Here is a 26943-nt window from a genome sequence, read left to right as displayed (position 1 = left end):
TAAATAGTTAATATTATGCGGCAGTTCATGATGTCCGGCCACGTTCAATCTGATTGAGATCTTTTGATCTGCAGCATAAAAATGAACTAGGGAGGAAAGTATGACCAAAGGGAGGGAGCTATGAACAACTTGATCAATCGGCGCATTTTCCTGAAACAAGGTGTTGCAGCCACGGGAGGCCTTCTCCTGGCCAAAGGCGCTGCCGGCACAAGCCAAGCCTCCAGCACTCAGGCCGCGTTTCTTTACGACAGCATCAAATGCATCAATTGCGGGATTTGTGAAAGAACATGTGAGCGGGTAAACGGGCTGCCTGAGGAGCACAACGTCATCAGAATGAGCCAGAAGGCGGCTCCCGGCACTCCCATTCACATCACCAGACGCCATTCCTGCATGCAGTGTATCCGTCCGTCCTGCGCCCGGGCCTGCCCCACAGGTGCCACCTACAAGGACGAATTCGGGCTGGTCAGCTTTGATTCTGAAAAATGCATGGCCTGCGGCTACTGTGTGGACGCCTGCCCTTTCCAGCATCCCGAGCTTTCCAGGTTCACATACTTCAGCCTGCGCAACGTCTGGATAAACCGCTGCACCGCCTGCGGGGCCTGCGCTCAGGCCTGCCCGGAAAACGCCCTTTTCTTCGGTTTCCGCAATGAACTCATGGATATGGCCAAAAAAAGGCTTGATGAAATCAAAAACAACTACCCTTTAACCAAGGCTCAGCTATACGGCGAGGAAGATCTGAATCTCATCTGGATCCTGGCGGATGACCCTTATGTCTATGATCTGCCGGGCCCCACCGCAGCAGCAGTTGTGGATGACAAGTTGATGCTCTGGAAAGATGTCCTCAGGCCAGGGATCTTGTCCCTGTCCGGAGTGGCCATGGCCATTCTGGGCGTGGTGTACTTTTTTGCCCGGCGCAACCATAAAAAAGAAGTAGAGCGCCTCAGACAGGAAGGCAAACTTTAAAGGAGACGGACAATGCAGCAGAACAATAACGAAATAGTCTTGGAACGGTTTAATGCCAGACGAAGGCTGGTACACTGGATTCATGCCGCCGCCTTTTTTGTTCTTCTGGGCACAGGGCTTACTTATGTCACCCCGGGACTGACCTTCCTGGCTGAAGGCGGAATCCCCGGCACCCTGCACAGGATTTTTGCCGTGGTATTTCTGGCGGTGCCTTTGATTTACCTGGTAATCGATCCAAAAGGATTCAGAGAGTTCGTGCGCGATTCCCTGAATTTCGAAAAAAGCGACATCGGATTTCACCTGCGCATGCCCTACTATATACTGGGCAAAACCCAGGGAATACCGCCGCAGGGCAAACTCAACGCCGGACACAAAATGCATCACATATTTATGGGCATTCTCTTTGTTACCCTGGGCGTATCCGGCCTGATCAAGTGGTTTGGAGTCGGTCACATGGGCCCCGCCATGTTGAACCTCATGGGCACCGTGCATATTATCTCCGTATTCGTCATCACTATCATGACTCTGGGCCACGTTTACTTTACCGTGGTCTACTGGGCTATTCCGTCCATGATTCACGGCAAGGTGACCGAGAGCTATGTCAAGCTGGAGCACCGCAAATGGTGGGATGAGGAGCTGGCCCCGAAAGTCAAGGGGTCTTCAGAAAAAAGTCAGAGCGGTTAAGGCAGAAGTCACCCCTTTTTCAACTATGCAGGTTTTCAACCCCGGTTCAACGGGGTCATCAAAAGATTTCAGAACGCCAAGGAGGACAACCCATGGTTAACAAAAAATCCGGCATGCAGGCGATGATCCTGGGACTTCTGCTGCTCAGCCTTGCCCTGTCCGGCTGTGACAGCGGCGAGGCCAGCGCCCAGGCCAGATATGACGATGATGGATACTGGATAGTTCCCCTACTGCCAGAGGGACCGCGAATAGACAAGGATGAGGCCCACCACATAGACACAGCCCCGGCTGTAACTGCTGAAATTACAGAAGTGGATATCAAAAACGGCGGCGAAGTGGAAGTGACCTTTGTAGTTCCGGACTATGAAAAGGACCATGTGCACATTGAGCTGACCATAGCCAAATGGATAGAAGAGGAAAACACCTGGATGAACATGCTGCAGCGCACCAGGGAACGCGGCCCCCAGGATGATCCTATGTACGGCGACGGGGTCAAGGTCATCCGGGGCGGGAATCTGCGCATGCAGGACGATGACGCCCTGACCGGCGGCGAAGAGGTGTACGGCGGCATGCGCTTTACCACTAAGCTAAAGGCCGGTCCCGGGGACTTCGGCAACGTCAGCGGCGAACTCCAGCCCATCGACTTCAGCGATGGAGTGCTGTGGAGACGCAGTGGAGATGATGACCCAACCACCTACGGTGATCCTGATGACACTGAATACCACGAATATGTGCGTGAATTCATAGAAGAGATCAATCAATACGGCGACTGGGAAGAGGGTGTCTACCGCGTGGGCGTGACTGAAAGAAACAGAGGCCAGGACTACTATGTACGCTTCAACGCAGTGGCCGACTTCAAATATGACGGCCAGAACAGCGCGGAACTCCTTTCCCGGGACCAACGCAGGCACACCGCCGGTGAGGCCATGGCCGAAGGCACCTGTTTCACCTGTCACAGCGATGACCTGCGCTTTCCCACCAATGAGGTTCACGGCGAACAGCGTCAGGACCCCACGGTCTGCGCCAACTGTCACAACGATTACACCTGGGATTCCCGCAACGCTTACGCCGAAGTGGACGGCTGGCCCAGCATGGACATGAACGTTATGACCCACAAAATACACGCCGGCATGGAAGGCTATGTTGCCGACGCCTATGCCTATCAGCAGGTCAGGTTTCCTGACTGGACCTTCGGCAGAACCTCCCGGCCAAGCGACGACACCCCCTATCCCAACAGTCCGGGAGTGGCCAACTGTACCTCATGCCATGCCCAGACCGGGGGAGGTGATTACGCCTGGCAGCGCGAAAATCCCGATCCGGACGGCTGCGCCACCTGTCACGGTGAAGGCGGAGTGGTCTTCTGGGAGGCTGAACCGGATGATCCGGATTACGATTACATCCAGAGCACCTATGACTGCGGATACAACTGCTCCAGCTGTCACGGAGAGGACAAGCCCATCGAACATACAGCAGATTACTATCACGGCCTGAGCGAAAGGCTGGAAGAACTGGCAACAGCCCGCAGCTACGAAATGGAAGTAGTCGAGGTAGAGAATGCAGTCGCCGGGGAAAGCCCCAGAGTCACCTGGCGGATACACAAAGACGGCGAATACCAGGACCTGTTTTCCGGCCGGGACGGAACATATCTGTTCCAGGGAGATCCTGCCGACTTTGATGATGATGCTGTACGTATAGGCATTGGCTGGGGCTACAAAAATTCATGGATCAACGACGGCATTCCTCCCCGCGAGGATACCGGAGCCATGGGCGACCCCGCTCAACAGGTGGCCCACGTAGACAACACCGAACCTGGCGGCGATGAAACCACTGCTGTAACCACTTTTGAACAGCCACTGCCTGAACAGGCCCGAAGCGGCAGAGACGGATTCGTGGTTCTGGAAATGGGACCTGCCGAGATGGACCTGAACAGCCGCATGGCATACATAAGTCTTGGTTCCGGAAGCAACACCTTAGACAGAGATCCCGGGGCAAAGGTGGACACAGAAAGCTGCCTGGGCTGTCATAATACCATAGGCCGCCACGGCACATACGGAGACCAGGACATTTCCTCCTGCATCTCATGTCATAATTCAGGTTCCTTGAGCCGTGACGCCAGTGCCAATCAGGGAACCGTGGACTTTATGTACATTATACATGCCATCCATGGTACGGGAGAGAAACGGGCCAAGTTTGACCGCCGCCGGGACCACACAGTGGATGGTCATTACGAGGGCGGCTATTCCTACGTCACCTACCCCAACACTATACTGGACTGCCAGGCCTGTCACACGGATGATACCCACGATTTTACCCAGGGATATCCAGACCGTATGGGTGTAATCGGTGACAAAATGAAAGACAGGTACCTGGAAGGCGCAGGGGTGAACGCACCCATGGCCTCAACCTGCTATTCCTGCCACCAGGATACGGAAGACGACCTGGCCGACTGGGAACTGCGCTTTCACCTCTACCATTCCGGCGGTGATATGTACGGCAACCACGATCATGCATTTTACCAGGAAACCCGGGAAAAGTGTCTGGAATGTCATAAATAGTAACAATGAAGACAGGATAAGAAGCGGCTCTTAAGGCAGGGCCGCTTCTTATCTTCTGTTAACCCGCTTTCCGGATATTTTGACGGCTTCTGGTAACGTTTTTTGCCGATTCTGGCTCTGGGATGCTTTTTTTATTAATTCCTTTCTGTCCTCAAACATGTTTTTCCCGGGCTCCTCTGTCTTTGAGAAAACCTGGTTAACTGCTGAAATGGGAAAGCATATTTTTTAATTACGCACTATGACATAAAGACGCTGCTGGCATATAACCGAGGTCAAACACCGGGACCTCTCTCTTGTTCGACCCTGATCTACTCTGTTTATCACACGTTATCATTTTTCTCATGTTTTTCTCTGGAAATGTCTGGACAAATACTCTACAAATAAAGTATGTCTTATATAAAGGTTAAATAAGCTACTCAAAGTACCTGTCCATTTTCTTCCCCTGTATGCTAAATGGGAAGATGTCGACCTTAAAAAAAACCAGCAGGTTTCCGGTTACCAAGACTGGTAACCAGGGTTGTTCATCTTTCTGATAAGGCAATAGACATAACTTAAGGACCCGAAGCGGAGTGGACCATATGTTTTCACTAATCCAGAAACCGGCAAACCCTTTACATCCATTTACAAAGCCTGGTTTAAAGCCAGGGAGAAAGCCGGGCTGGAAGATGTGAAGCAACATACTTTACGACACAGCTTCGCCAGTTTCCTGGTTAATGCAGATAGAAATCTGTATGAGGCAGGGAAGCTACTGGGGCATACCCAGGTAAAGACAACAATGAGATACGCGCACCTTGCAGATAAAACCCTGGCGGAGGCGGTGAACACAGTGCCTTTGGGAAAAGTAGCTTAAGGAAAGGATGCGGGCCACCCTGGGTGTATGGGCTCAGGGTGGCCACACAAATAAACTGATTATTATTTGGATAACTCCTTCAAATAGCTGGTAAATTCATCTAAAGACGAGCACTTGAATGATAGTTCAAATAGATCATTTACTGCATCGAGCGATTCAAGAGACCTAATTCGATTTTTTTTATATCTCGCTGTACTATCTCAAACATTATGTCAGTGACTTAATAAGATTTTCACGAGTAGCCCTGAGTTCAGCTTGTCTCTCCCATCGTATCTGTCAGCGCTTTGCATGTGGCATGGGACTGGCTCTTCCGTCACGCCTCAGGCGTGATTGTCCCAAAATTGGCTTGTTGATAGTGCTAACTTTGGGACACGAGATGGAGCCTCCCAGAGAAAAATTTTGCAGTCTGGGCTACATCTTCTTAATCCTGTCCAAAAGGTATCCACCCTGCCCTTTCATCTGTCCTGCGTGTCCAAATTTTGGACACAATCAACAGCCTGATTTTATTCACTTCTACTCTTATCATCAGTTTTATGTCTGAATAGAACACAAAAATCACCCTGCTCTTGTATGTTTTCCACTGCTTCACTTCATTAAGTTTAATCCAGTCATATGAGCTGACCGCTGAACCATGCCCTTTGCCGGAAGCCATCGCCCATGGTGGCACGATGCTTGCCCTGTTAAAATGTACAGTTTTATTTCCTTATGGATTTACAGGCAAAGCTTTTTGGGCTGTTTTATAATATTATTAATTACCTTGAGGAGGAGCCATGAAACAAATGAACATCGGCGGCAGTGAAGATCACGGCGGGTCCACCAGGATCTCCCGCAGAACCTTTGTCAAAGGGGCAGCAGTTACAGGCGCCGGCCTGGCCATGGGAGGACCCACCCTCAGGGCGCTCAGCACGGATACGGCCCATGCTGCGCCCGGAGTAATGCAGGGTGAATGGAAAAGCAGCTTCTGTACTGGATGCACCACCTGGTGCTCCCTGCAGGTCTTTGTGGTAAACGGACGGGCAATCAAGATGCGGGGGCACGAGCATTCCCAAACCAACAGCACATACTGCTGCCCGCGCGCGCACCTGGCCCTGCAGCAGCTCTATGATCCGGACCGGGTCAAGACCCCTATGAAGCGGACCAACCCCAATAAGGGAAAAAATGAAGACCCTGGTTTTGTACCTGTATCCTGGGACGAGGCCCTGGACATGCTGGCGGATAAAATTATGGAACTTCGAGACAACCGCGAGACCCATAAGTTTGTTCTATTCCGGGGCAGATATACTGCGGTAAACAGCATGTTTTACAGCAGCGTACCCAGAATAATCGGCTCTCCCAACAACATATCTCACAGTTCCATCTGCGCCGAGGCCGAGAAAATGCGCTATTTCCTGGATGGACAATGGGCCTACATGCAGTACGACATGCCCAGGACCAGATACGTGTTGAGCTGGGGCGCAGACCCCCTGGTGGCTAATCGCCAGGTTTCAACGGCCCTCAGGGACTGGGGTGAGGTCCTGGATAACGCCCGCATCTGCTCCATTGAGCCCAGGCTGTCCGGCACCGGTTCCAAGTGCGATGAATGGCTCCCGGTCAAACCGGGATATGACGGAGCCCTGGCCTGTGCCATGGCCCATGTGATCCTCACCGAGGGCATGTGGTACAAGCCTTTTGTGGGCGACTTCAAAGACGGAGAAAACAGGTTTGTACAGGGTGAGACTGTTGACGAGGATACATTCGAGGAAAATCATACCCATGGCCTGGTCAGATGGTGGAACCTGCACGTCAAGGATACCACCCCTGAATGGGCGGAAAAGCTCTGCGAAGTTCCCGCTGACCAGATCAGAAGGGTTGCCCTGGGATTTGCCGACGCCGCTCCCAGATGCATGGTCTGGGTGGGCGGAGGACCTGGAATGCAGCCCCGAGGATCCTACGCTTCCATGGCAACCTACGCCCTCAACGGTCTCACCGGAGGCATCGACAATGAGGGCGGGGTCCTGGCCTACAATTCCAATAACTATCACGGCCTGCCGTCCCATGACGACTTTATAGACTCCATTGCTGAAGAAGGTAATCAAAAGGAAAAGATCGATCAGCGCGGCCGCCTGGAATGGCCCAACCTTGCCCGGGGGGTGTCAGGAGGCGGAGTGAACACCAACAACGTAGCCGACGCCATGCTGGACGAAGATCCCTACCTGCCCAAAGTGGGCATGGGTTATTTCGCCAACTTCAATTTCTCCTGTCCGGGCACGCAGCGCTGGGCCGAGGCCATGAAAAAGTTTGAATTCTTCGCCCATATGACCACCCATGCTTCGGAGATGTCCTGGTATGCCGACGTGGTTCTGCCGGTGAAAAACTGTATGTACGAACAGTGGGCCACCCTCAGCCATTCAAGCCATAGACATACTTCAGCCGCCATCAGCAGTCCCATGGTGGATTCCATCTGGGACGCCAAGGCCATGGAAACAGAGATACCCTGGATGCTGGCGGAAAAACTGGCTGAACGCGGCTTTGACAACCTGCTCAACTTCTACAAAACATTCAAGGACCCCGAGACCGGCAGAGAACCCACAACCGGCGAGGAACTGGACCTGTATTCCCTGAAAATCAGGACCCAGCGGTACTGGGATCCCAGCAAGCACCAGGGTGGAGACAGGTTTAACAGTTGGGATGAATTCAAGGAAGTCGGCTGCTGGAATTCGGATGAGTACGAGTACCGCCACCGCTGGAGCAACATGGGCACCAAGACAGGCAAGTTCGAATTCTATAGTGAGACATTAAAGGAAGCCCTGGAAAAACACGCAGAAAGGCACAACGTCAGCGTAGACCGCGTCCTGGAGGTCTGCAACTACGAAGCCAGGGGGGAGATGGCCTTCATACCCCACCATGAAAACCCCTACGAATGGGGGGACCCGGAAGAATATCCCTTCAAGTTTGTGGACTACAAGTCCAGGCTCAATCGAGAGGGACGCTCGGCCAACTGTGCCTGGTACAACGAAATGAAAGACGTGGACCCCGGTGACAGGCCCTACGAGGACGTAGCCAAGCTAAATCCCAGGGATGCAGAACGTCTGGGTGTCAAGGACGGGGACAAGATCAGGCTGACCACGCCCATCGGCAACATAGTCACTACGGCGGCACTCTGGGAAGGATGCATGCCCGGCACTGTTGCCAAGTGCTTCGGTCAGGGACACTGGGCCTACGGACGCTATGCCTCCAAAGTTTTCGGTCAGGAGCCTCACGGAGCCAACAACAATGATATCATTCCCGCGGACAACGACCGCCTGAGCGGCTCTACAGCGTTTTATGGCCACATCCGTCTTAAAGTGGAAAAAGTATAGAGGAGGATAGATAAATGCCAAGATATGCCATGGTTATAGATCTGCAGCGCTGCGGGGGTTGCGGAGCCTGCATTACCGGATGCAAGTATGAAAACAACCTGCCGGAAGGGGTACGCTGGTCCAACAAGATGACCGAGACCCTGGGCACATTTCCCAATGTTCGATATTACTACCGGCCCACGCTTTGCAATCACTGCGAGAACGCCCCTTGCGTGCGCGGCTGCCCCACCCGGGCTCTGCACAAGGTCGAGGGCGGCATAACAGCCCACGATCCCAACAAGTGCATCGGCTGCCGCTACTGCCTGGTGAACTGCCCTTACGGGGTGATCAACTATACCTGGAACAAGCCGCACAGGGAATGGGAAAATGATGACGCGGTGATACCCGACTGTACAATGTCCCCCCGGGAACAGGCCCGGGCCCTGAATGTGCCCAACTGGCCCCTGTACAACCCGGACCCGGACTACAATTATCAGGCCATCCGGCCCACCGGGGTTGTGGAGAAATGCCATTTCTGCCGCCACCGCGTGGTCAACGGTGAGCTGCCCTGGTGCGTGGAGGTCTGCCCATGCGATGCCCGTATCTTCGGAGATCTGGACGACCCGGACAGTCTGGTAAACCGGGTGCTCGGACTGTTCCGGGCGGAAAAACTCCGGCCGGAACTGGGTACTGAGCCCAGAGTGTTTTATGTCAGGGAATTCTGCCCCTGCGTGTACGAAGCTGGCAAGGGCATGATCTAAGATCTTCATATTCTGTGTAATACCCTGTTATTGCCGGAAAACACCTTGAACATCACCCGGAAATGCAGTCAAAGTGCATTGCATCCGGGACACATCTACAGGAGGTTTTTTAAATGAGTAAAGCATGGTTCGGCCTGCTGGGGATAGGCCTGCTGATAGGGCTTTTTACGGCCCTGACAGTAGTAGTCAGAGGCCTTGGGGTATACAATCTCAACGACGTGACATTCTGGGCCCTGCCCATGGCCGGATATCTTTTCTTTGCCCTTACAGCGGCCGGGTTGACCCTCTTGTCTTCCCTGCCCTCCATCTTCGGGCTCAAGGAATATTATCCATTTGCCAAACGTGCGGCCCTGCTGGCCTTTGCCACTCTGCTGGTGGGCATCATGTGCAAAGGCCTGGATCTGGGTCCCATGTCCACTCTGCTTAATACCGTCTGGATAGGTCTGTCGCCCAATCCTGCATCCCCAATATGGTGGATGGCGGTCCTTTATGGTTTTTATCTGGCCTTTGTGCTCATCAAATTCTACTTCATCAACAAGGGTGAATGGCATACTACCAGAAGCTGGACAGGAGGCCTGCTGGCCCTGGGCCTGATGATCATGGCTTATACTGCTCTAAGCATCGTGTTCGGCACTGCTGATGCCAGGCCCGCATTCTTCGGACACTTTACCGCCCTGTACTTCGCAGTTACAGCCCTGACCAGCGGCATGGCGGCCATAGTCCTGGCCTCTTTTGTGCATTCCGCAATCCGGGGCAGTATGTCTCAGCAGGAGGAGACGGCCTTTGACAAGGTGGCCAAAATCTTTGCCGTGATGCTGGCCATAGCCCTGTTTGTGTTTATCCTCAGGGCCATAATAGGCTACACCTCTCTGCAGGTTGAATTCCAGGGCTTCAGGTATATCGCCGGGACAGGCATCTACCAGATGGAACTCTGGCTTGGTCTGATAATCCCGCTGATCCTGATGGTCGTCCCTGCCATACGCAAGACCGCGGCAGGCAAGGTGGTGGCTTCTGTACTGGCCCTGGTGGGCATGTTCGCCGGAAGGCTGGTAATGCTTTTGTCGGCCCAGGTAATGCCCATAGGTGCCATGGCTGAAACCAGGCCGGAGATTGTTACCTATACCCCGAGCTTTTTCGAGTGGGGCACAATCATCCTGGCCCTGTCCCTCTGCTTGATGATTTACTCTCTGGGGGTCAAGTATCTGAATCTGGAAGCAACTCCGGAACATTAACAAAATGCCCGGGAGAAGGAAGCACCTTGCATCTCCCGGGCATTTAAAAAATTATAAAGGTTGCATATGAAAATGCAGGTCTACAAATCATTAGCAGATTGCTACTTCCAGCCAGATGAAAAGCTGGTGCAGGCAGTGCAAAGAATAAACCCCGCGATAGAGGAATGGGACCAGGACCTGCTGGAACCGGCCCTGGAAATGCAAAAGGTTGTGGAAAGCCGGGATAAGGAAATGCTTGACCTGAAAAAAGAATATTCCAGACTTTTTGTTGGACCCTTTGAGCTGGCTGTTCCTCCCTACGGCTCAATTTATTTTCAGCACAACATGCAAAACCAGCAGATTATGGACGACTCCGCCGTAGAAGCGCAAAACGCATACCGCAAAGCAGGAGTGAATATGTCTGAAGATTTCAATGACCCCCCGGATCATATCGCTGTTGAGCTTGAATTCATGTACTATCTGCTTTACCACGAAAACCAGGCCCTGGAAAATAAAGACCAGGCAAGCGCCATTGATTTTCGCACCCAGAGGCTGGACTTTTTAAAGAGACACCTGGGTCTGTGGGGTCCTGTTTTTGCGGATACGCTCTTTAAAAACACCAGCTCCGACTTCTACCGCCACCTGGCCAGACTCACAAAATCGGTCATTTTAAAGGACAAGCAGGAACTGGGACTGACACGTCCATCTTGAACACTTTTTTGCCCTTTCCCTGGAGAGGGCAAAATTTGGCTGAAATTAAATCTGCTAATCCGGATAAGCATTAAAGAGGAGAGCAGCCATGCAAAAAAAGGGTTCTCTGCTGAAAGGCCTGCTCCCAGGCCTGGCATTTCTGGCTGTAATCCTTTTTATGCCTTCAGGGGCCTTGGGCTCGGATTATGAAGTAATCACTTCCAGGACAGTTCCTGAACCAGATGCAGTTTTATCTGGAGAACTGGAAAAACCGGCCCTGGTAAACGTAGGCGTAGCAGCCTGTCCACCCTGTCGACGCATGGCCGGCGACCTTCTGGAACTGCAGGCAAACTATGATTCCATCTTTGAAACCCATTACTATGACATGCACAAACATTCCGGGATCACGGAAAAGCTGGATATCCGCATGGTCCCCACTCAGATTTTTTTGGACAAAGAAGGAGAGGAGCTTTACCGCCACGAAGGCTACCTTTCCAGAAAGCATATCCTGGAGACCTGGGCGGACCTTGGCTATGATGTACAGATAGTCGTGCCTTCACGTGGTGTGAGAGACTATTTGTCGCTGGACTATATTTTTTCCCGGCTCAGCCTGGCGGTACAGGGTGCTCCATTGACCGCCATGGCTGCAGCCTTTGTCTGGGGAATACTGAGTGTGATCCTGAGCCCCTGTCACCTGGCCAGTATCCCCCTGATTATCGGCTACATCAACCGCAGAAAGGTTGAAACCGCTGCCAGGGCTACAGTGTTATCCCTGATGTTTGCCCTGGGGATACTGATATGCATTATGGTTGTGGGTATAATCACTGCAATGGCGGGGCGGCTCCTTGGCGACTTAGGTTCATTGCCCTATTACCTGGTGGCGATAGTCCTGCTGCTTTTTGGTCTCAACCTGGCAGGACTGGTGCCGCTGCACTGGTCCCTGGTAGACAGACTTGTTCCAAAAAACAGCAGCAAGAAAGGGGCAGTATTCCTGGGACTTGTCATCGGCGTAGGCCTGGGGCCGTGCACTTTTGTTTTCATGGCTCCCATGCTGGGGCTGACTCTGTCCCTGGCATCGGCAGAGCAGGTTTTCGGTCTACTGCTCCTGGGCATCTTTGCCCTGGCCCACTGCATGCTCCTGGTTGCAGCAGGAGCGTCACCAGGATTTCTCTATTTCTTCCTGCGCTGGAATGAGCTGTCCCCGGGCTCCTCTGTACTCCGGAAAACCTGCGGCGTGCTGCTGATACTGGGAGGCATATACCTGTTTTATTACGCCCTCTGACAACAACAAAGAAAAACAGGTATAAAGGAGGGCATACACTAAGGAGATCTCTCTGGATCGACCCTGACGTGCATTGCGTTTATCAAATTTTTACCTTTTTTTACATGATTTTCTCTGGACATGTCCGGAATAATATTCTACCAAAAAGGTGTGTTTTTATAAGAAGGTTAAACAAGGAGGTCTTATGGATTTTTACGCATTTGTGGAAGGTCCGCTGACGTGGATCGCCATCCTGGTCTTTCTGGTGGGGATAGTGGTCAAGGGTATCATGTATTACAACGCTTCCAAAAAAACGGATAAACTTATCCACAAGTATTTCAGCTGGAAATGGGTTTTTGCCACCTATGCCAAGTGGCTTCTGCCCAACAATGAAACCTTTAAAAAACAACCCCTGTACTGTCTGGCGGTTTATCTTTTTCATGTCTGCATCATACTGCTGCCCATATTTGCCTACCAGCATATCGTTATGTGGGAAATGTCCAGATTCGGTATTTCCTGGGCTTCCCTGCCGGCCGGACTGGCCAAGTGGATGACTCTGGCAGTGGTAATAATAGGGCTGGCATTGATGGTACGCCGCGCCATTCACCCGGATCTTAAACTTTTGAGCAGGCCTGCAGACTACCTGTTGCTTGTGGTAACCATTCTACCCTTTCTCACAGGTTATCTGGCAGCACATGCAACTTTGGGCACTACAGGCTTTCTGGCGGAAAACATGCAGCTTTTCCACATGCTTTCAGGACAGTTGATGCTTATCCTGATTCCCTTTACCAAGCTGTCTCACTCGGTACTGTTTTTCTTCTCCAGGGGTGCCACAGCTGTGGAATTCGGCAGAAGAGGCTACAGTATGTAGGTGCGAGGCCTGCCCGACAGTTTAACAGTTCAAGCGTTCAAGCAAGTCACAATATCTTAAGGAGGAGTAATATGTCTACACAGGTGAGCCGTCAGGAACTGGCGGATTTTCTAAAACCAAGGCTCAATGCCAGGTTTCAGACCTGGCTGCAGATCTGTGCCAATTGCGCATTGTGCGCCGACACATGCCATTTTTACTTAGCCGATAACCGCAACCCGGAAATGATCCCGGCCTACAAGGTGCGCTTTATAAACGAAATCCTGAAAGGCAAGGCCGAGATTAACGATGATTACCTCCAGAAAATGTACAGCACCCTGTTTCATGAGTGCAATATGTGCAGGAGATGCGCTCTTTACTGTCCATTCGGCATTGATGTCGGGATCATGGTGGCTCTGCAGCGAGCCATGCTGCATAATGTGGCCGGCATGAGACCGGCCGGGCTCATGGCGGCCATTGAGAGCTACAAGCAGTTCGGCAACCAGATGTCTTTGACCCAGGAAGACTGGGTGGACACCATTGAATGGACCATCGAGGAGCTGGAGGACGATTACCCGGCCCTGGAAATACCCATTGACAAGCAGAATGCCGAACTGCTCTACACTGTAAATGCCAGGGAGCCCAAATTTTATCCCCAGGACATCCAGGAAGCGGCCATAATATTCAACGCAGTCGGTGAAAGCTGGACCGTACCCAGTGCTGACGGCTGGGACGACACCAATCTGGCCATGTTCTGCGGAGATCTGGGAACAGCCAAGATGCTGGTGCAGAACACTTTTGCCCAGGCGGACAAGCTAAACGCCAAAAAGGTGGCCATATCCGAGTGAGGCCACGCCTATCGCGCGCTTCGGTACGAAGCGCAGGTCTGGATGGGGCATGAACCAAAACAGGAAGTGGTTCACGCTGTAGAACTTTATCATGACTACATTGCTTCAGGCAGGATCAAGCTAAAGGAAAAAGTCAAGGTGCCCACCACATTGCAGGACCCCTGCAATGTCATTCGCAGCGGAGGACTGGCGGAAAAAAATCAAAGGCTGGCGGAGATGCTCTCTGAAGACTTCCGCCCCATGGAGCACCAGGGCAACTACAACTTCTGCTGCGGCGGCGGAGGCGGGGCCATGCCCATGGGCGGTGAAATGCGCCCGCACCGTGTCAAGTGCGGCAAAATCAAGGCCGATCAGATCAGGGCCACAGGTGCTGAACTGGTCTTTGTACCCTGTCACAACTGTATCGACCAGATAAGAGACCTGAACAAGGAATATGATCTGGGCATCAAGGCGGTGCATTTCAAGGAAGTAATCGCCCACAACATGGTCATTCCGGAGCACATGCTGTCTAAGGATGATCAGGGGCAGGAATCCGCAGTCCAGGAAGAACCGGAAACCGAGGAGGTGGGATAATCATGTTCAAAAAAATCAATTATCCCTGGAAAATCTTTGCAGGAGGAGTCCTGGCTGTTGCACTCATGCTGGCACCGCATTTCATCAGCGCCCAGATGCCCGAGTATCTCATTGACAATGAAGACGTATACACCAGCAAGAAAAAGCCCTCGGTCCTGTTCGACCACGACCTGCACATGGCTGTAGCTGACTGCATGGATTGTCATCATCACTACAAGGACGGAGAAAATGTCCTGGAGCACCATGACCTGTATGAGGGGGCCGAAGGGGTCATGTGCAGGGACTGCCATGCTGAACCCGGCACCAGGTTCCAGGAGGACCACGACCCCACGGAAAAGGATCTGGAACAGGCCTATCATGCCCAGTGCATCACCTGTCACCGGGACATGGCCGGTGAAGACGCCACTGGACCCAGGACCTGCATGGGCTGTCACCAGGAATAAATAAAGCTGCCGGTTTTCATCCGGAAATAGAAAGTTTCCGGATGAAAACCGGATCAAGCCCCGATTTTGACCAGTGAAAAGTAAAGCGCAGTAAACCAGGCTTATTCCACGAACCTGAGCGGTAAAGGAAGGGATCTCAACAACCACCCCCGACCTTAAGAGGTATGGAAGTATGGGGGTATGGGTGTCAGCAGGGCGACTTAAACTCTGTTATGCAGGATGTCATTCTGGATTGCTGTCATAATGATTTTAATCACTGCCTTATGAAGTAGAGCTGTCCATTATGCCGTGTTTTTTAAGCTTGGCATACAGGGTGCTGCGGCCTATGCCCAGACGCTCTGCGGCCATTTTCTTGTTCCATCCGCAGGCCTCCAGGGTTTCCAGAAGAAGGTTCTTCTCCTGATCTTCAATGGTTTTACGCCTGGCCGGCCTGGCTCCCTGCAGTTTGTCGGGAAGATCCTCCAGGGCTATGGTTTCGCCCTTGCACAGGACTACGGCCTGCTCCATGACATTTTCCAGCTCGCGCACGTTCCCTGGCCATGAATAGTCCAGAAGAGCCCGCATGGCTGATGAGCTTATCTCATTGATCCTCTTGTCCTGCACTGCTGCAAAGCGTTCCAGGAAATGCCTGGCCAGAAGAGCCGTATCGTTGCCTCTCTCTCGCAGGGGGGGCAGGTTGATGGGCACCACATCCAGGCGATAGTAAAGATCCTCCCGGAAGCGCCCGGCCTTGACCTCTTCCAGAAGATCCTTGTTGGTGGCGGCCAGGATACGCACATCAACCTCAATACTCTTCTCCCCGCCCAGGCGCTCGAACTTCTGTGTCTGCAACACCCGCAAAAGCTTTACCTGGGCCGAAAGATCAACCTCGGCTATTTCGTCCAGAAAAACGGTCCCTCCCCTGGCCTGTTCGAAACGGCCCGGTCGCTGCCTGATGGCTCCGGTAAAGGCCCCTTTTTCATGTCCGAAAAGCTCACTCTCCAGAAGTGTGGCAGGATATGCTGAACAGTTGATGACCACAAAAGGGTTGTCCCTGCGGGAGCTGCGGGCATGAATCGCCTTGGCCACCAGCTCCTTTCCCGTACCTGATTCTCCTTGAATGAGCACTGTAACATCCGTAGGGGCCACGTCCTGGATTAGCCTGTAAATAGTCTGCATCCGGTAATCCCGGCCAATCATTCCTTCAAAGCCTGCAGACTCGGATACCCCCTGCTTGAGCTTTTTGATCTCTTCCTGGTGCAGTATTGCCCTGCGGATGGTGCCTGAAGCATGGGACAAAACCAGGCTTATCAGTTCCATGGAGTCGGAGTCGCATTTGCATTTGCTGGAGCATGAGGCAAGCATAGCTCCGCACAGGATATCTTCATAGTAAAGAGGCACTACAACCTGCTTCTCTCCCAGAACGAAACCCTCAGGCAGGGGCAGCGATTCAAAGACCCGGCCGTCGATTGTCTCCACTCCCTGCAGGTTCTGCAGAGCGGCGTCAATACTCTGGGCGGTCTGCCTGTCGCTTACCGGGTATGTCCCCTTTTCCGTAATCACAAACAAGACATCCCGGTCCGGACCAAAAACCAGAATCAGGTTCGAAGGACAATGAATAATTTTCTTGATGCGGCGCATGAGATATCCGCCTATCTCATCCATATCGCTTAGGGCGGATACATTTCTGGCCACCTCACAGGTGGTCTGCATCCTCCTGTGGGCGTGTTCCAGGGCTTCGGCCTGCTCCTCGAGCCTGGTGGTATACTCCTGAATCCTGGAGGTCATCCGCCTGAAGGCATCAGACAGGGCCTGAATCTCTTTTTGACCCTGTACATTAAACTGCACATCCATTTTTTTTCCCGGCTCCACTTCCCCGGCGGCCTTTACCAGTGCAGCCAGGGGCCTGGTGATCCTGCTTATGAGCACCAGGCCGATAAAAAGGGCCGGTACAAGTATCACCAGGGCCAAAGAAAAAATGCCCTGCCACAGTTGAGCCACCTGCATACTCAGGCGCTCCTCGGAAAAACCCAGCCTGAGAACACCGGCACGGCCCTCAAACATGGGAACAGCCAGATCCAGGTATTTGTCTCCCTCTTTAGACATGATCTTCTTCAGACTGGATGTATGCTTGTCCAGGGGCTGGTTGGCATCGATAAGCTCTCTGGGGACCCCGTTTCCCTGGAACACTGCGGCCAGAATCTTGTCCTGGCGCTGTACAAAGAGATAGCTCACCTGTGGAGTGGTCTGCTTGTAGCGCTCCAGTCTTCTCTGCAGACTGACCAGATCGTTGGTCAAAACAAAATCGGTGCTCTCTTCTCCTAAAGTGTGCCCCAGATTCACCGCCTGGGCTTCCAGGAGCTCTTCCTGGCTCCTGGCGTAGTGGTGCGAGGCCAGCAGGGCCACTGCCAGAATGCTGAGCATAACCAGGCCGGCTATAGTCAGGATAAGGGTGCCCTTAAGGCTTAGCTGCATCTTGGTCTTCACAGGTCTTCAAGGTCTTGTAGATATCCCGGATAGAATCGTACCAATGATCTTCAGCGGCGACAAACTTCTCGATCATGAGCGACGAGAGTATTTCTTTACCTTTGTCGTCCTGGTGCATACTGAGCAACACTTCTTTAAGCCTCTGGGCCTTGTCTTGAGATATGCCCGGAGAGGCCACTATGGGAGGTATCCCGAAGGGACGGGATTTTTTGATAATTCTGGTATTCTCGGTGATCTCGCTGCCGCTTTTATGAAAGTAGTCCCAGATAAGATGATCCACTGCAGCTCCGTCCACCAGGTTTTTGGAAACGGCCAGGATGGAATTGTCATGGCTGTAGGTATAAATAATATCCTCAAAATATTCTTCGGGTTCAAAACCCATTTCATGCAGCCAGTAAAGGGGAACCATGCGCCCGGTATTGGAGTCTGGATCGGTAAAGGCAAAAGTTTTACCCTGCAGATCTTCCAGGCTTTCATACGGGCTGTTTTCATGAACTATGAGATAGGAATAATAGTGCCGGCTGCCGTCCACCACCGGAGCAGCCAGGAGATTGAACCCATGCTTCTCCCTGCCGCGCACGAAAGGTCCGGAACAGATAAAGGCCAGATCAATTTCGTTTTTGCCCAGAAGCTCATTGACCTCTTCATAGGTCTTGCGCTGCACGAACTCCAGGTCCATGTCCATTTCCCGGCTCAAGTAGACCAGAATCTCCCTGTAGGACTCAAAAGTCTCCCGCGGTGAAATCATGGCCCCCACCGCCGCCTTGAGCCTGGGCCTGTCCGAATAGCCGGGCTGCTCCTCATCCACTTCCACGGTATCTGAAAAATCAACCGTTACGTACTCGTCATCATTACTGCCGCAGCCCCAGAGTGTCATCAAGGACAGCAAAGCAACACAAAAAAACACCCTGCGAATTGTATATCCCATACGTTAAACTCTTAGGAAATAAGGAATAATAACCTATACGTTGTCTTATTGTTCCCACGCTCTGCGTGGGAACAATCTTCGGACGCTCCGCGTCCAAAATGACCGCAGGAGCGGTCGAACCCCACTCTATTGTGAAATATGCCCTGGAAAAAACTCCGGCTGAATAACAACATGTTTTTACATTCCGGTCAAGGCGGATCAATGGCAATGCTGACCATTTGTTTCGATTTGCTGTTCAGCATTTGGACATGAATAATCCTGCTGACACGCTCCCAAGGCTGCAGCCCACAGCCCGTCTACAGGTCCTGAAAACATGGCAGACATCCCTCGCCGGTGACAGTAGCCACAATGCCGCGCAGCTTATTGTCAATAAAAGCATGACTTTCTTCCATTTCCATAAGTCTGGCCCGTCCGGGTTCCAGTCGATTTTCCAAAAACAGGGTTATAATGGACACCAGGCTGGCATAAAAGTCCTGATAAGCCTCTTCCAGGCCTTCAGCTTCCGGAAATGTATCTGTGAGGCTGTCTATAAGATCAAAAACTTCTAAAGACTGATTGGAGGCCTGGATCAAAAAATCCTCATCCTGTGCAAGTATACCGTTTTGAACTGACTGCCTGACCGCCTTGACCTTGCGCTCCAGGTCCAGAAACATGCCCATTTGGGCTTCGGTTAGCTCAAGGGTCTCCTCCTCTTTTTCCCAGTTGAAAATATCGGTGTACTGCAGCGCCAGCACCGCCAGGCCAGCTCCCAGCAATATGAGAACCGGGGCCATGATTTTCATCTTCATAATGCAACTCCTTGACAGCTTTCATCCGACATTCTTGCTTGCCGGATGCTGAACCTATAAATTACTTTTGAAATGATACCCTCTTGTTTCCTTTCTTACTGCGATTCCTTTACTGGAATATACCCGAGATCACGCACAGCTTCCTGACCTGTGCGCCCCAGACAAAAATCCAGAAAACCCTGCACCAGATCTTTGTTTTCTTCTTTATAAACCAGGTTAAGCTCCCTGCTGATGGGATAATCTCCAGCGACTATGCTGTCACGGTCCATGGAATAACCTTCAAGCTCCAGAATTTTGACAGGCATACCTTTATCCCGCAGATACTCGGAGGCGCCCAGGGACATATATCCCACCCCTCCGGGCATTCCAGCCACCAGGGTCACCCCGTCAAGATTGGAAGCGATTTCGTAGGCGGATTCATCCACCCGCCCATTCTCACCGTCTTCAGGATTGTCTGGATGATGTATCCCTGTATATTTTTCGAACAGATCAAGAGTAGAGCGGCCCATTTCCTTTGTAACCAGCACCACGCTGCGCTCCCAGTTCGTCAGTTCATTCCAGTTTTTTGTCTCCCCGCGAAAAAGCCTGACAGCAGTATCGCGGTCTATACTCTCAACAGGATTGCGTTTATTCACAATGAAAACCAGGGCGTCTTTGCCTATGGTCACGTATTCCAGCTCTTTTTTTTCTTCCGGCGTCAAAGCCCTGGATACAGCCCCAAGAGGTCCATGCCCCTGAAGAACATGTTCAATTCCTCTGCTGCTGCCGCCTCCCTGGATCTGAACTGTCTGCCCGCTTTTGTGCTGATAATCGTCAGCCAGAACTTCAAGCACCGGCTGAATGGTGGTCGCCCCGGCAATGTTCAGCACATTCTGCTCAGCACTGTCTGAGGGCGCTGCCGAACAAAACAGAAATCCAAGAGCAAAAAACCCCATTATCATTACCTTAAACTGCATCTTCAACACCTCATTTTTAAGTTGTATTATCATGGCCAGGACAGAAGAAAGCTCTCGTGCAACACTCTGGATTTATAGCTTTTTTCAATCATCAAATGTCTATGTGTGCTCACGCTGTAACCCTTTGAATCCATGAAGCATTCCTCTTCCACTGTTAACACTACAGCGAAACTTATAAAAGAGTATGGTATTTCAATTGGGGACAGGCACCCCCGCACTTATTTTTCTGAAGGATGATTAACAGGTTTTAAAAATAAGTGCGGGGAGAGCCAGTCCCCGGAGGTCAATCATAAGTTTCGCTGTAGTGTTAACAGTGAACCGATAACTCTTAACTCTCCAGCCATGGCGGATAAATGCACAAGCTGACCGGATTCTTGAACATCTCAGCCGTCCTGAAGGTCGAAAAGGCTGTGCAGGCAGTACTGCAATTCTCTGCTATGAGCAGGCTTGCCCAGTACAGCAAATATGTCCGAGCGCATGGACTCCTTTAGTTCAGGATGATATCTTTTGGAGGAAAGTCCTATAATCCAGGCCTGACCGGTCATTTTACGCAACCAGTAAATGGAATTGTTGCTCACGCAGGGCAGATCCAGATCAAGAAGGACAATTGAGTACTCTCCCTTGGTTTCAGGCTCCTTTAGCTCTTGCATGCTGCTGATTTTTGTCACCTGAACCCCGTAATCCACCAGCATGTTCTGTACTTGCTCATCATGATCCTCTGTGGATATAAACAGGACATGGTTTGTGGTCATACTTTACAACTCCTGAAGATTATGCCTGTAACAACCTGCCGCCGGCATAAGATTATCCCCGGGCAGAGATTTCACTGCACTCAGCGGTCAGGCCTCCTTGATCTACTGCCTGTGAACCTCTCTGGATAATAAGCCTTTGCTGCAGAGCTTTTTATGCACCTTGCAACGACCTTTTCCACACCTGTACCAAGGCAATTTCTGTTCCAGTACAGGCACCCATTCAATACGTAAGTCTATACCTGGTAACAACTTGAAATATATGTTTTTATTGCAGGCAACCCTGAAGTTCTCTCCTGCTGCAAAAACTTAAATGCAGATATTGTGTACAGAAACAATACACCATGTCTGGCCAAAACCGAACAGTAAAACTCCCGGCGGATGATAAACGGGGTGAAAGGGATGCTGTGGGGATAAGTTTCAAGATCCGTTGCCAGGGCTTGATGCCCCGGCGACGGATCTTTTTATCAGACCTGGAAAAAAGCGGGTAAATACGGCAATGCGGGGCACTGCTCTAAAGGGCAGACCCCTGATGAGAACTGACAACTTCACACTGTGGTTTTCAATCCAGCCAGTTCCACAGGATAGCCCAGGCAGTGAGCCAGCAGCTGGGGATAGGCTATCACCGGCAGGAAGTTGTCTTCCTCTTTCCATCTTCCAATGTTCAGTTGACAGAAGGGACAGGCCACACAGATTGCGTCTGCGCCAAAATCCACAGCCCGGGTGATTTTGGACCGGCTCATTTTCTCCGAAAGCTCAGGGTCTGTAGCCATGGCCTGGGCCCCGCAACAGTCCAGCTTTTTGTCCCAGTCGACACTGACCGCTCCCAGAGCCTGCACCAGCCTGTCCAGCAGGGATGGATTCACCGGGTTGTCCACGGCCAGAACCTGGCTGGGCCTTAGAATCCTGCAGCCGTAGTGCAGGGCCAGGTTGAGATGGCTCAGCTGATGCTGCAGCCTGCCGTTTATTGCTTCCACCCCGAAATCCTGGTCCAGCACCTCAAAAAGATGTCTGACCTTTGCCACACCGCTGTAGTGCAGTCCTTCCTTCTCCAGTGTTTTGTTGATGCGGGCGTGAAGCTCCTGGTTCTGCGATAGAATCCAGGCACAATGCTTCAATGTACCCAGGCAGCAGTTGCAGACGGTCACAATGGCTGCTCCCCGGCTTTCAGCCAGGGCCAGATTCCGGGCAGAGGCCAGAAGCCATGCGTTCTGGTCAATGTTTCTCAAGGGATATCCACAGCACCCGAATTCAGGCACATGCAGCATTTCCAGGCCAAGTCCCTGCAGGACCATGTCCGTGGCCTGTTCGTACTGGGGCATGTGCGGGGCAGAGGTGCAGCAACGAAAAAGCGTGTAGCGCATGGATGTATTCATTATTTTCCTCCTGCCTTCAGGCCGCTCAGAGCAGCCTGTTTATGAGCATAAAGCACATCGGTTACACGTATTTCCTGCGGGCAGTGTTCCTGGCACTGATAGCAGCCCACGCAGGCCCAGAGCATCCTGGAGGATGAAACCAGATCGTTTTGCCCCAGAATAGTGGCATGCACGATCTGATGCGGAAACAGACCCAGCTCACGCCCGGCATCCTCAAAATACTCCGGCACAGGACATGCCAGAGTGCAGGTCTTGCATTTGACGCAGTAGTTGTAGGCCAGTTCCAGCGACCTGACCAGTTCCTTATCCAGCATACCGGGCACCTCCAGGACTTCATCCCGCTCGGGGCTTCTAAATATCTCCCCGGCGGTTTTTCTGTCCTGCAGCCAGGGTAGAGTGTCCGCCCCGGCCTCGGCCCTTGCCCTGAGAATGCTGTTGAGGCTCAGCTGAGACAGGGCATACGGCTGCACCACACCCTGCCTGTACATGTCATCCAGGCACGCTTCCCAGATATCCTGCAGATTAATGCCCACAGGGCATACTCCGGTGCACTTGCGGCAATTGGTGCAGACCACCAGGGCTTCAGCCAGGTCCTGCTGCTCTGCAGTGCAGGGTTTGTCCCCACCAGCCGAAAGACGCAGTCTGCGCAGCTTTTCCGAGGGCAGAATCAGGCTGTTGGGAATGGATTCAACAGCAGTACCCACAGAGCATCGCTCACTGCAGGCCCCGCAGCTTGTGCAGGCGTCCAGCTCCATCATCCTGCGCACCGCAGATGACCCGGCATTCCTGGTTTCCCTGGACACGGAAGAAACAACAAGGCTCAAGGGGCTGGTGAAAATATGAAACATCTTGCCGAAGGGAATCCAAGCCAGGCCGGCAAAGCAGGCCAGGACATGCAGGTACCAGAAAAAGGATACCAGGTGCTCTCCGTCAGAAGTAGATGTTATGGGGTAGGTAAGCTTGGAAGAACCATAACTTACAGCCGCCCACTGGCTCTGGCTGTGACAGGTGACGCAGAACATGTCATTTAACTCAGCCCCCTCTTCCAGCACGCTTTCCTCAAAAGGCGGGCTGATCTCCGGGGAAATGAGCCCGTAATTCTGCACCCAGTAGCTTTTAAGGGCCTCCACCTCTTCATCATAATAGTAGATGTGCGAATAGTCCTCCACCATGCGCATGAATTCCGACTCAGAGGCGATTTTGGAACCCTTGAGCAGAATTCCGGATAAAATAATGACTATCACTATGCCGATGGCAGCATAGTCCATGGAACGGGTTCTCAGGCGGGGTCTGGGCATCTTCAGTCTGCGGTATACGGCCATGAGTATCCCGGCTATGACCATAAGCCCGAAAAAATCCCTCAAAAACAGATACGGATTCAGGGTGGACATGTAGTCAGGCAGGTAAGGTTCGCTGATGAAGCTTTCAAAAGCATGCATGAATAAAAGGAGGATAAAACCCCAAAAAATGAGCATATGCATGACCCAGCGGTACAGATCCTCCTTAAAGGATCTTCTAAGCAAAAGGACATCCAGGAATAAGGTTTTTAAAACTCTTGGCAGGTTGAGACCGGAAAAAATCCCGGCCACGGAACCAAGCACCCCCTTTATCCTGGCCCCTGCCTTGATATTTCTGTCCTGCTCCGTGACCCCCAGCCTGAACCATCTGGCGACCTTGTAAACAGTTCCAAGGATGCAGATGGCTAATGAGACATACAATCCCACGGTGAAAAACATTATCTACCTCCAACCCCCAAAGGGTTCCTGACTAAAGGTTGCTGCCTGAATTGTTAACGTCACGTTTTTCACAATCCACCCCTCAATCATGCTCCTAACCAATTTTGTAACCAGCAATCCAATCAATTGCAACCAAAATTTCAGCCCAAAAAAGTATTCTTCTTCAGGCGCACACAAATTTTGAAGCAAAACCCCGGAGTACGCCACGCCAAACCCGAGGGCTTTAAATTTCCAGACATCAACAACCCGGCAGGCAGCCATAAAGTTCGGCTAAATTATTATCTTGAATTTCAATGCGTTATTAATTATTGAAAAGGAACAAACCAGATATAATCATTTTTTCTGGTGAATTGAAAAAACCAAAACCCCGCGTGGTCATGATTCAAGGAGAACAGAGTGCTGCAAAGGGCCGCAGTCAAAATAAGTCTTAAGGAACCCCGAAAGAGACTTATGCACATGTTCGAGTTTCTGGGAAACTTCGGGACCAAGGATGTTCACCTTATCCACGCGGCTCCCAAAATCACTTCCCAGCAGCGCAGCGACATTGAAGAACAGTTGGAAAAAACCGCCAAAGACGCCACCAACTTCGGTTTCAACGTTTACACGCATATCCGCCGCGGACATGTTCCCACCACTATAATCGAGACGGCTCAGGAGAAAAAAGCCGACTTCATCGCCATTTACTGGACACCCAAGTCCCTTTTCCGCAACGCCCTGCTGGGCAATATCGACTCGGACATACTCCGCCTGAGCAATCTCCCTGTGTTTATCTACAATCACGGTCTATTCAAGTCTTCGGTCAACCTGGAGCAGGTCCTGTACGCCACTGACTGCAAACATACAGACGCTGCAGTTCTGCCTTACCTGGTGGACCGCAGATTCACGGCAAGCAGGCTCTTCATCCTTCATGTGGGGGAAAGGGCCCCTGACCCGGTCACTGAAGAAAAACGCAGAAAGAATGTGCTGGACAGCCTCAATGCCCTGGCCATCGAGTGCTCACATGCCTATAATGAGGTTCAGCCTCTAGAGACACTCGGCCAGGTAAGCAAGCAGATAGTCAAGCAGGCGGCAACGCTGGATGTTGATCTCATTGTCGCAGGCAAGTCGGACAAATCAGGCACAGTAAGCCAGATGCTGGGTTCCACTGCGGAAATACTTCCCCACAAGGCCGGGCGTAGCATTTTCATAATACCCGATGCCTGCAGACTGCCTGCATGCAAAAACTACTAAGGACCCAGAGCCATGACTCTCAAAAACAATATAGTGTTTGTAATATCTCTGCTGGCCATTCTCGTGGTGATCCTGGCAGGTATTTTTTCAGCCGATGCTCTGGACAGATGGTCTGCCTGGCTGCATGGTGAAATGGCTGGTTTTATTTAATTGCCACCTTTGTGTTTCTGGTTTTCAGCCTGTACATGGCCCTTAGCAAATACGGCCATATCAAACTGGGCATGGACCATGAAAAACCCAGGTTTTCCTATTTCGGATGGGCAAGCATGCTCTTTGCCGCAGGCATGGGCATCGGGCTGATATTCTGGAGCGTGGCCGAGCCCATGAGCCACTACATGAGCCCGCCTGGATTTATTGAGCCAAACACTCCCGAGGCGGCCAGGTTCGCCATGCTGCACAGCTTTTTCCACTGGGGCGTGCATCCCTGGGCTGTATACATTGTCATGAGCCTGTGTATAGCCTATTTTTCCTTCAGGCGGGGGATGCCCCCGCTCATCTCCAGCTGCTTTTACCCTCTCATCGGCGACAGGATAAACGGTTTTGCAGGATACTTAATCGATATCCTTGCAGTATTTGCCACGGTTTTCGGCATTGTGACCTCCCTGGGCCTGGGAGCCATGCAGATCAACAGCGGCCTGGCCTCGATACTTCCCTTTGAGGCCGATATCTTCAGCACCCTGATCATCATCGGCATTATTACGGTCATCTTCATGGGTTCCAGCATGGCCGGGCTGGACAAAGGCATGCAGATAATGAGCAAGGGCAATGTCATGCTGGCTGTGCTGCTGCTTGCAATCATGCTCGTGCTGGGTCCCACCAACATGATCCTGAATATCTTTATCAGCACGACTTCCGACTACATCACCGCCCTTTTCAATATAAGCCTTACCGCCAACCCTTTCATAGGCCTGGAATGGACTCAGGACTGGACTCTTTTCTACTGGGCCTGGTGGATATCCTGGTCTCCATTCGTGGGCCTGTTTATAGCCAGCATATCCCGGGGACGGACCATCCGCGAGTTTATAACCGGAGCCCTTCTTATACCCACCGGGCTTACCTTTGTCTGGTTCAGCGTGTTCGGCGGGACCGCCTTCAGCCTGGAACTGGGCAATAATGCAGGTATAGCCGCTGCTGTAGCCCATGACGTTTCCACCGGGCTTTTTCAGTTATATGCGTTTTACCCCCTGAGCGAAATCCTCACCCTCATCACCATACTGCTCCTGGTGATATTCTTCGTGACCTCGGCGGATGCAGCCACCTTTGTGCTCAGCCTCATGACTTCCAGGGGCATGGCCGATCCCCCTACAGGCAAGAAAATCATCTGGGGGTTGACCGTTTCGGTAACTGCAGCCATACTGCTCCTGGCCGGAGGCCTGGAAGGACTGCAGCGCATGGCCATTGCAGCGGCCCTGCCCTTTTCCGCCATCATGCTTCTCATGTGCGCCTGCCTGCTCAAAGGTCTGCGCTATGAATTCCGGTATGAGAGAAAGGTTTAATAATCCAACAGACCCGGTCATTGTTAACCTGCAGTAACTACTCACCATCTGATAAAATTGATCAGTCTAAACGTACCGCTGATATCCAGGGTCCGGGGGCTTTGCAAACTGGGTCCCGCACTTACTTTTTCTACGTCTGCCCAGTTTTCAAATCAATATTTGCCAAAAAGTAAGTGCGGGATCTGAACGACGTAGGAAGCGTTAATCAAAACCGT

General features: G+C 51.9%; 22 protein-coding genes. 15 read left to right on the top strand and 7 right to left on the bottom strand.

Annotated features, from left to right (window positions below):
• Positions 1 to 120: 120 nt before the first annotated feature.
• The 12 genes from D5S03_RS08025 (at position 121) to D5S03_RS07965 (ending at position 15003) form a co-directional block, all read left to right on the top strand.
• Positions 121 to 963, top strand: coding sequence for a 4Fe-4S binding protein (locus tag D5S03_RS08025; RefSeq protein WP_008871032.1), 843 nt, complete (start codon positions 121 to 123; stop codon positions 961 to 963).
• Positions 964 to 975: 12 nt separating this feature from the next.
• Positions 976 to 1647, top strand: a complete 672-nt coding sequence (locus D5S03_RS08020; RefSeq protein WP_008871033.1) for a formate dehydrogenase subunit gamma — start codon at positions 976 to 978, stop codon at positions 1645 to 1647.
• Between the two features lie 92 nt (positions 1648 to 1739).
• Positions 1740 to 4202 (top strand): multiheme c-type cytochrome, encoded by a 2463-nt coding sequence (locus D5S03_RS08015; RefSeq protein WP_287043388.1) that lies wholly within the window; start codon positions 1740 to 1742, stop codon positions 4200 to 4202.
• Between the two features lie 619 nt (positions 4203 to 4821).
• Positions 4822 to 5052 (top strand): tyrosine-type recombinase/integrase, encoded by a 231-nt coding sequence (locus D5S03_RS08010; protein ID WP_083804010.1) that lies wholly within the window; start codon positions 4822 to 4824, stop codon positions 5050 to 5052.
• Between the two features lie 770 nt (positions 5053 to 5822).
• The gene (locus D5S03_RS08005) at positions 5823 to 8390 is read left to right on the top strand and encodes a molybdopterin-dependent oxidoreductase (RefSeq protein WP_008871035.1); all 2568 of its coding nucleotides are present in this window, start codon (positions 5823 to 5825) and stop codon (positions 8388 to 8390) included.
• A gap of 14 nt (positions 8391 to 8404) precedes the next feature.
• Complete coding sequence (locus D5S03_RS08000) at positions 8405 to 9130, top strand: 4Fe-4S dicluster domain-containing protein (protein ID WP_008871036.1); 726 nt, start codon at positions 8405 to 8407, stop codon at positions 9128 to 9130.
• A gap of 113 nt (positions 9131 to 9243) precedes the next feature.
• Positions 9244 to 10362 (top strand): NrfD/PsrC family molybdoenzyme membrane anchor subunit, encoded by a 1119-nt coding sequence (gene nrfD, locus D5S03_RS07995; RefSeq protein WP_008871037.1) that lies wholly within the window; start codon positions 9244 to 9246, stop codon positions 10360 to 10362.
• A 72-nt stretch (positions 10363 to 10434) separates the two neighbouring features.
• Positions 10435 to 11052, top strand: coding sequence for a TorD/DmsD family molecular chaperone (locus D5S03_RS07990; protein WP_161598685.1), 618 nt, complete (start codon positions 10435 to 10437; stop codon positions 11050 to 11052).
• An 88-nt stretch (positions 11053 to 11140) separates the two neighbouring features.
• Positions 11141 to 12313 carry a thioredoxin fold domain-containing protein gene (locus D5S03_RS07985; protein WP_008871039.1) on the top strand — a complete coding sequence of 391 codons (1173 nt, stop codon included), beginning with the start codon at positions 11141 to 11143 and terminating at the stop codon, positions 12311 to 12313.
• Between the two features lie 184 nt (positions 12314 to 12497).
• Positions 12498 to 13163 carry a hypothetical protein gene (locus tag D5S03_RS07980; RefSeq protein WP_008871040.1) on the top strand — a complete coding sequence of 222 codons (666 nt, stop codon included), beginning with the start codon at positions 12498 to 12500 and terminating at the stop codon, positions 13161 to 13163.
• A 71-nt stretch (positions 13164 to 13234) separates the two neighbouring features.
• Complete coding sequence (locus D5S03_RS13780) at positions 13235 to 14560, top strand: (Fe-S)-binding protein (protein ID WP_008871041.1); 1326 nt, start codon at positions 13235 to 13237, stop codon at positions 14558 to 14560.
• Between the two features lie 2 nt (positions 14561 to 14562).
• Complete coding sequence (locus D5S03_RS07965; RefSeq protein ID WP_008871042.1) at positions 14563 to 15003, top strand: cytochrome c3 family protein; 441 nt, start codon at positions 14563 to 14565, stop codon at positions 15001 to 15003.
• 261 nt (positions 15004 to 15264) lie between these two features.
• On the opposite strand, the gene D5S03_RS07960 is transcribed toward D5S03_RS07965, so the two are convergent.
• The 7 genes from D5S03_RS07960 to D5S03_RS07930 form a co-directional block, all read right to left on the bottom strand.
• Positions 15265 to 17457, bottom strand: coding sequence for a sigma 54-interacting transcriptional regulator (locus tag D5S03_RS07960; RefSeq protein WP_287043385.1), 2193 nt, complete (start codon positions 17455 to 17457; stop codon positions 15265 to 15267).
• Entirely contained in the window at positions 17441 to 18397 is a 957-nt protein-coding gene (locus D5S03_RS07955; protein ID WP_008871044.1) for a substrate-binding domain-containing protein, read from the bottom strand. Before D5S03_RS07955 ends, D5S03_RS07960 begins: the two co-directional genes overlap by 17 nt.
• Before the next feature lie 296 nt (positions 18398 to 18693).
• Positions 18694 to 19185 (bottom strand): hypothetical protein, encoded by a 492-nt coding sequence (locus D5S03_RS07950; protein WP_008871045.1) that lies wholly within the window; start codon positions 19183 to 19185, stop codon positions 18694 to 18696.
• A gap of 95 nt (positions 19186 to 19280) precedes the next feature.
• The gene (locus D5S03_RS07945) at positions 19281 to 20141 is read right to left on the bottom strand and encodes a phosphate ABC transporter substrate-binding protein (protein ID WP_008871046.1); all 861 of its coding nucleotides are present in this window, start codon (positions 20139 to 20141) and stop codon (positions 19281 to 19283) included.
• A 383-nt stretch (positions 20142 to 20524) separates the two neighbouring features.
• Positions 20525 to 20893 carry a response regulator gene (locus tag D5S03_RS07940; RefSeq protein ID WP_287043384.1) on the bottom strand — a complete coding sequence of 123 codons (369 nt, stop codon included), beginning with the start codon at positions 20891 to 20893 and terminating at the stop codon, positions 20525 to 20527.
• A gap of 545 nt (positions 20894 to 21438) precedes the next feature.
• Complete coding sequence (locus tag D5S03_RS07935) at positions 21439 to 22266, bottom strand: CoB--CoM heterodisulfide reductase iron-sulfur subunit B family protein (protein ID WP_287043382.1); 828 nt, start codon at positions 22264 to 22266, stop codon at positions 21439 to 21441.
• A complete protein-coding gene (locus D5S03_RS07930) occupies positions 22266 to 24002 on the bottom strand; it encodes a 4Fe-4S dicluster domain-containing protein (protein ID WP_287043381.1) in 1737 nt (578 codons plus the stop codon). Before D5S03_RS07930 ends, D5S03_RS07935 begins: the two co-directional genes overlap by 1 nt.
• A 396-nt stretch (positions 24003 to 24398) precedes the next feature.
• Here D5S03_RS07930 and D5S03_RS07925 point away from each other — a divergent pair, with 396 nt between their 5' ends.
• From D5S03_RS07925 to D5S03_RS07915, 3 genes are read left to right on the top strand one after another with little or no spacing between them, the layout of a single operon-like run.
• On the top strand, positions 24399 to 25232 hold the full coding sequence (locus D5S03_RS07925) for a universal stress protein (protein WP_008871048.1): 834 nt from the start codon (positions 24399 to 24401) through the stop codon (positions 25230 to 25232).
• Positions 25233 to 25244: 12 nt separating this feature from the next.
• Positions 25245 to 25382, top strand: a complete 138-nt coding sequence (locus tag D5S03_RS07920) for a hypothetical protein (protein WP_287043380.1) — start codon at positions 25245 to 25247, stop codon at positions 25380 to 25382.
• 35 nt (positions 25383 to 25417) lie between these two features.
• Positions 25418 to 26728 carry a BCCT family transporter gene (locus D5S03_RS07915; RefSeq protein ID WP_287043379.1) on the top strand — a complete coding sequence of 437 codons (1311 nt, stop codon included), beginning with the start codon at positions 25418 to 25420 and terminating at the stop codon, positions 26726 to 26728.
• Positions 26729 to 26943: the final 215 nt, after the last annotated feature.

The organism is Desulfonatronospira sp. MSAO_Bac3 (assembly GCF_003838035.1).
GTDB classification, from domain to species: domain Bacteria; phylum Desulfobacterota; class Desulfovibrionia; order Desulfovibrionales; family Desulfonatronovibrionaceae; genus Desulfonatronospira; species Desulfonatronospira thiodismutans.
Note: the sequence above shows the minus strand (reverse complement) of the source record. Positions and strands in the feature narration are given on the sequence as shown.

Bases quoted from the DNA above. Each gene is read 5' to 3' on its own strand.
- D5S03_RS07985 (WP_008871039.1), top strand. From the start codon at position 11,141: ATGCAAAAAAAGGGTTCTCTGCTGAAAGGCCTGCTCCCAGGCCTGGCA.
- D5S03_RS07920 (WP_287043380.1), top strand. From the start codon at position 25,245: ATGACTCTCAAAAACAATATAGTGTTTGTAATATCTCTGCTGGCCATT.
- D5S03_RS07930 (WP_287043381.1), bottom strand. From the start codon at position 24,002: ATGTTTTTCACCGTGGGATTGTATGTCTCATTAGCCATCTGCATCCTT.
- D5S03_RS08000 (WP_008871036.1), top strand. From the start codon at position 8,405: ATGCCAAGATATGCCATGGTTATAGATCTGCAGCGCTGCGGGGGTTGC.
- D5S03_RS07940 (WP_287043384.1), bottom strand. From the start codon at position 20,893: ATGACCACAAACCATGTCCTGTTTATATCCACAGAGGATCATGATGAG.
- D5S03_RS08025 (WP_008871032.1), top strand. From the start codon at position 121: ATGAACAACTTGATCAATCGGCGCATTTTCCTGAAACAAGGTGTTGCA.
- D5S03_RS07950 (WP_008871045.1), bottom strand. From the start codon at position 19,185: ATGAAGATGAAAATCATGGCCCCGGTTCTCATATTGCTGGGAGCTGGC.
- D5S03_RS07935 (WP_287043382.1), bottom strand. From the start codon at position 22,266: ATGAATACATCCATGCGCTACACGCTTTTTCGTTGCTGCACCTCTGCC.
- D5S03_RS08005 (WP_008871035.1), top strand. From the start codon at position 5,823: ATGAAACAAATGAACATCGGCGGCAGTGAAGATCACGGCGGGTCCACC.
- D5S03_RS07990 (WP_161598685.1), top strand. From the start codon at position 10,435: ATGCAGGTCTACAAATCATTAGCAGATTGCTACTTCCAGCCAGATGAA.
- D5S03_RS07955 (WP_008871044.1), bottom strand. From the start codon at position 18,397: ATGGGATATACAATTCGCAGGGTGTTTTTTTGTGTTGCTTTGCTGTCC.
- D5S03_RS08020 (WP_008871033.1), top strand. From the start codon at position 976: ATGCAGCAGAACAATAACGAAATAGTCTTGGAACGGTTTAATGCCAGA.
- D5S03_RS07915 (WP_287043379.1), top strand. From the start codon at position 25,418: ATGGCCCTTAGCAAATACGGCCATATCAAACTGGGCATGGACCATGAA.
- D5S03_RS07945 (WP_008871046.1), bottom strand. From the start codon at position 20,141: ATGCAGTTTAAGGTAATGATAATGGGGTTTTTTGCTCTTGGATTTCTG.
- D5S03_RS07960 (WP_287043385.1), bottom strand. From the start codon at position 17,457: ATGCAGCTAAGCCTTAAGGGCACCCTTATCCTGACTATAGCCGGCCTG.
- D5S03_RS07980 (WP_008871040.1), top strand. From the start codon at position 12,498: ATGGATTTTTACGCATTTGTGGAAGGTCCGCTGACGTGGATCGCCATC.
- D5S03_RS07965 (WP_008871042.1), top strand. From the start codon at position 14,563: ATGTTCAAAAAAATCAATTATCCCTGGAAAATCTTTGCAGGAGGAGTC.
- nrfD (WP_008871037.1), top strand. From the start codon at position 9,244: ATGAGTAAAGCATGGTTCGGCCTGCTGGGGATAGGCCTGCTGATAGGG.
- D5S03_RS08015 (WP_287043388.1), top strand. From the start codon at position 1,740: ATGGTTAACAAAAAATCCGGCATGCAGGCGATGATCCTGGGACTTCTG.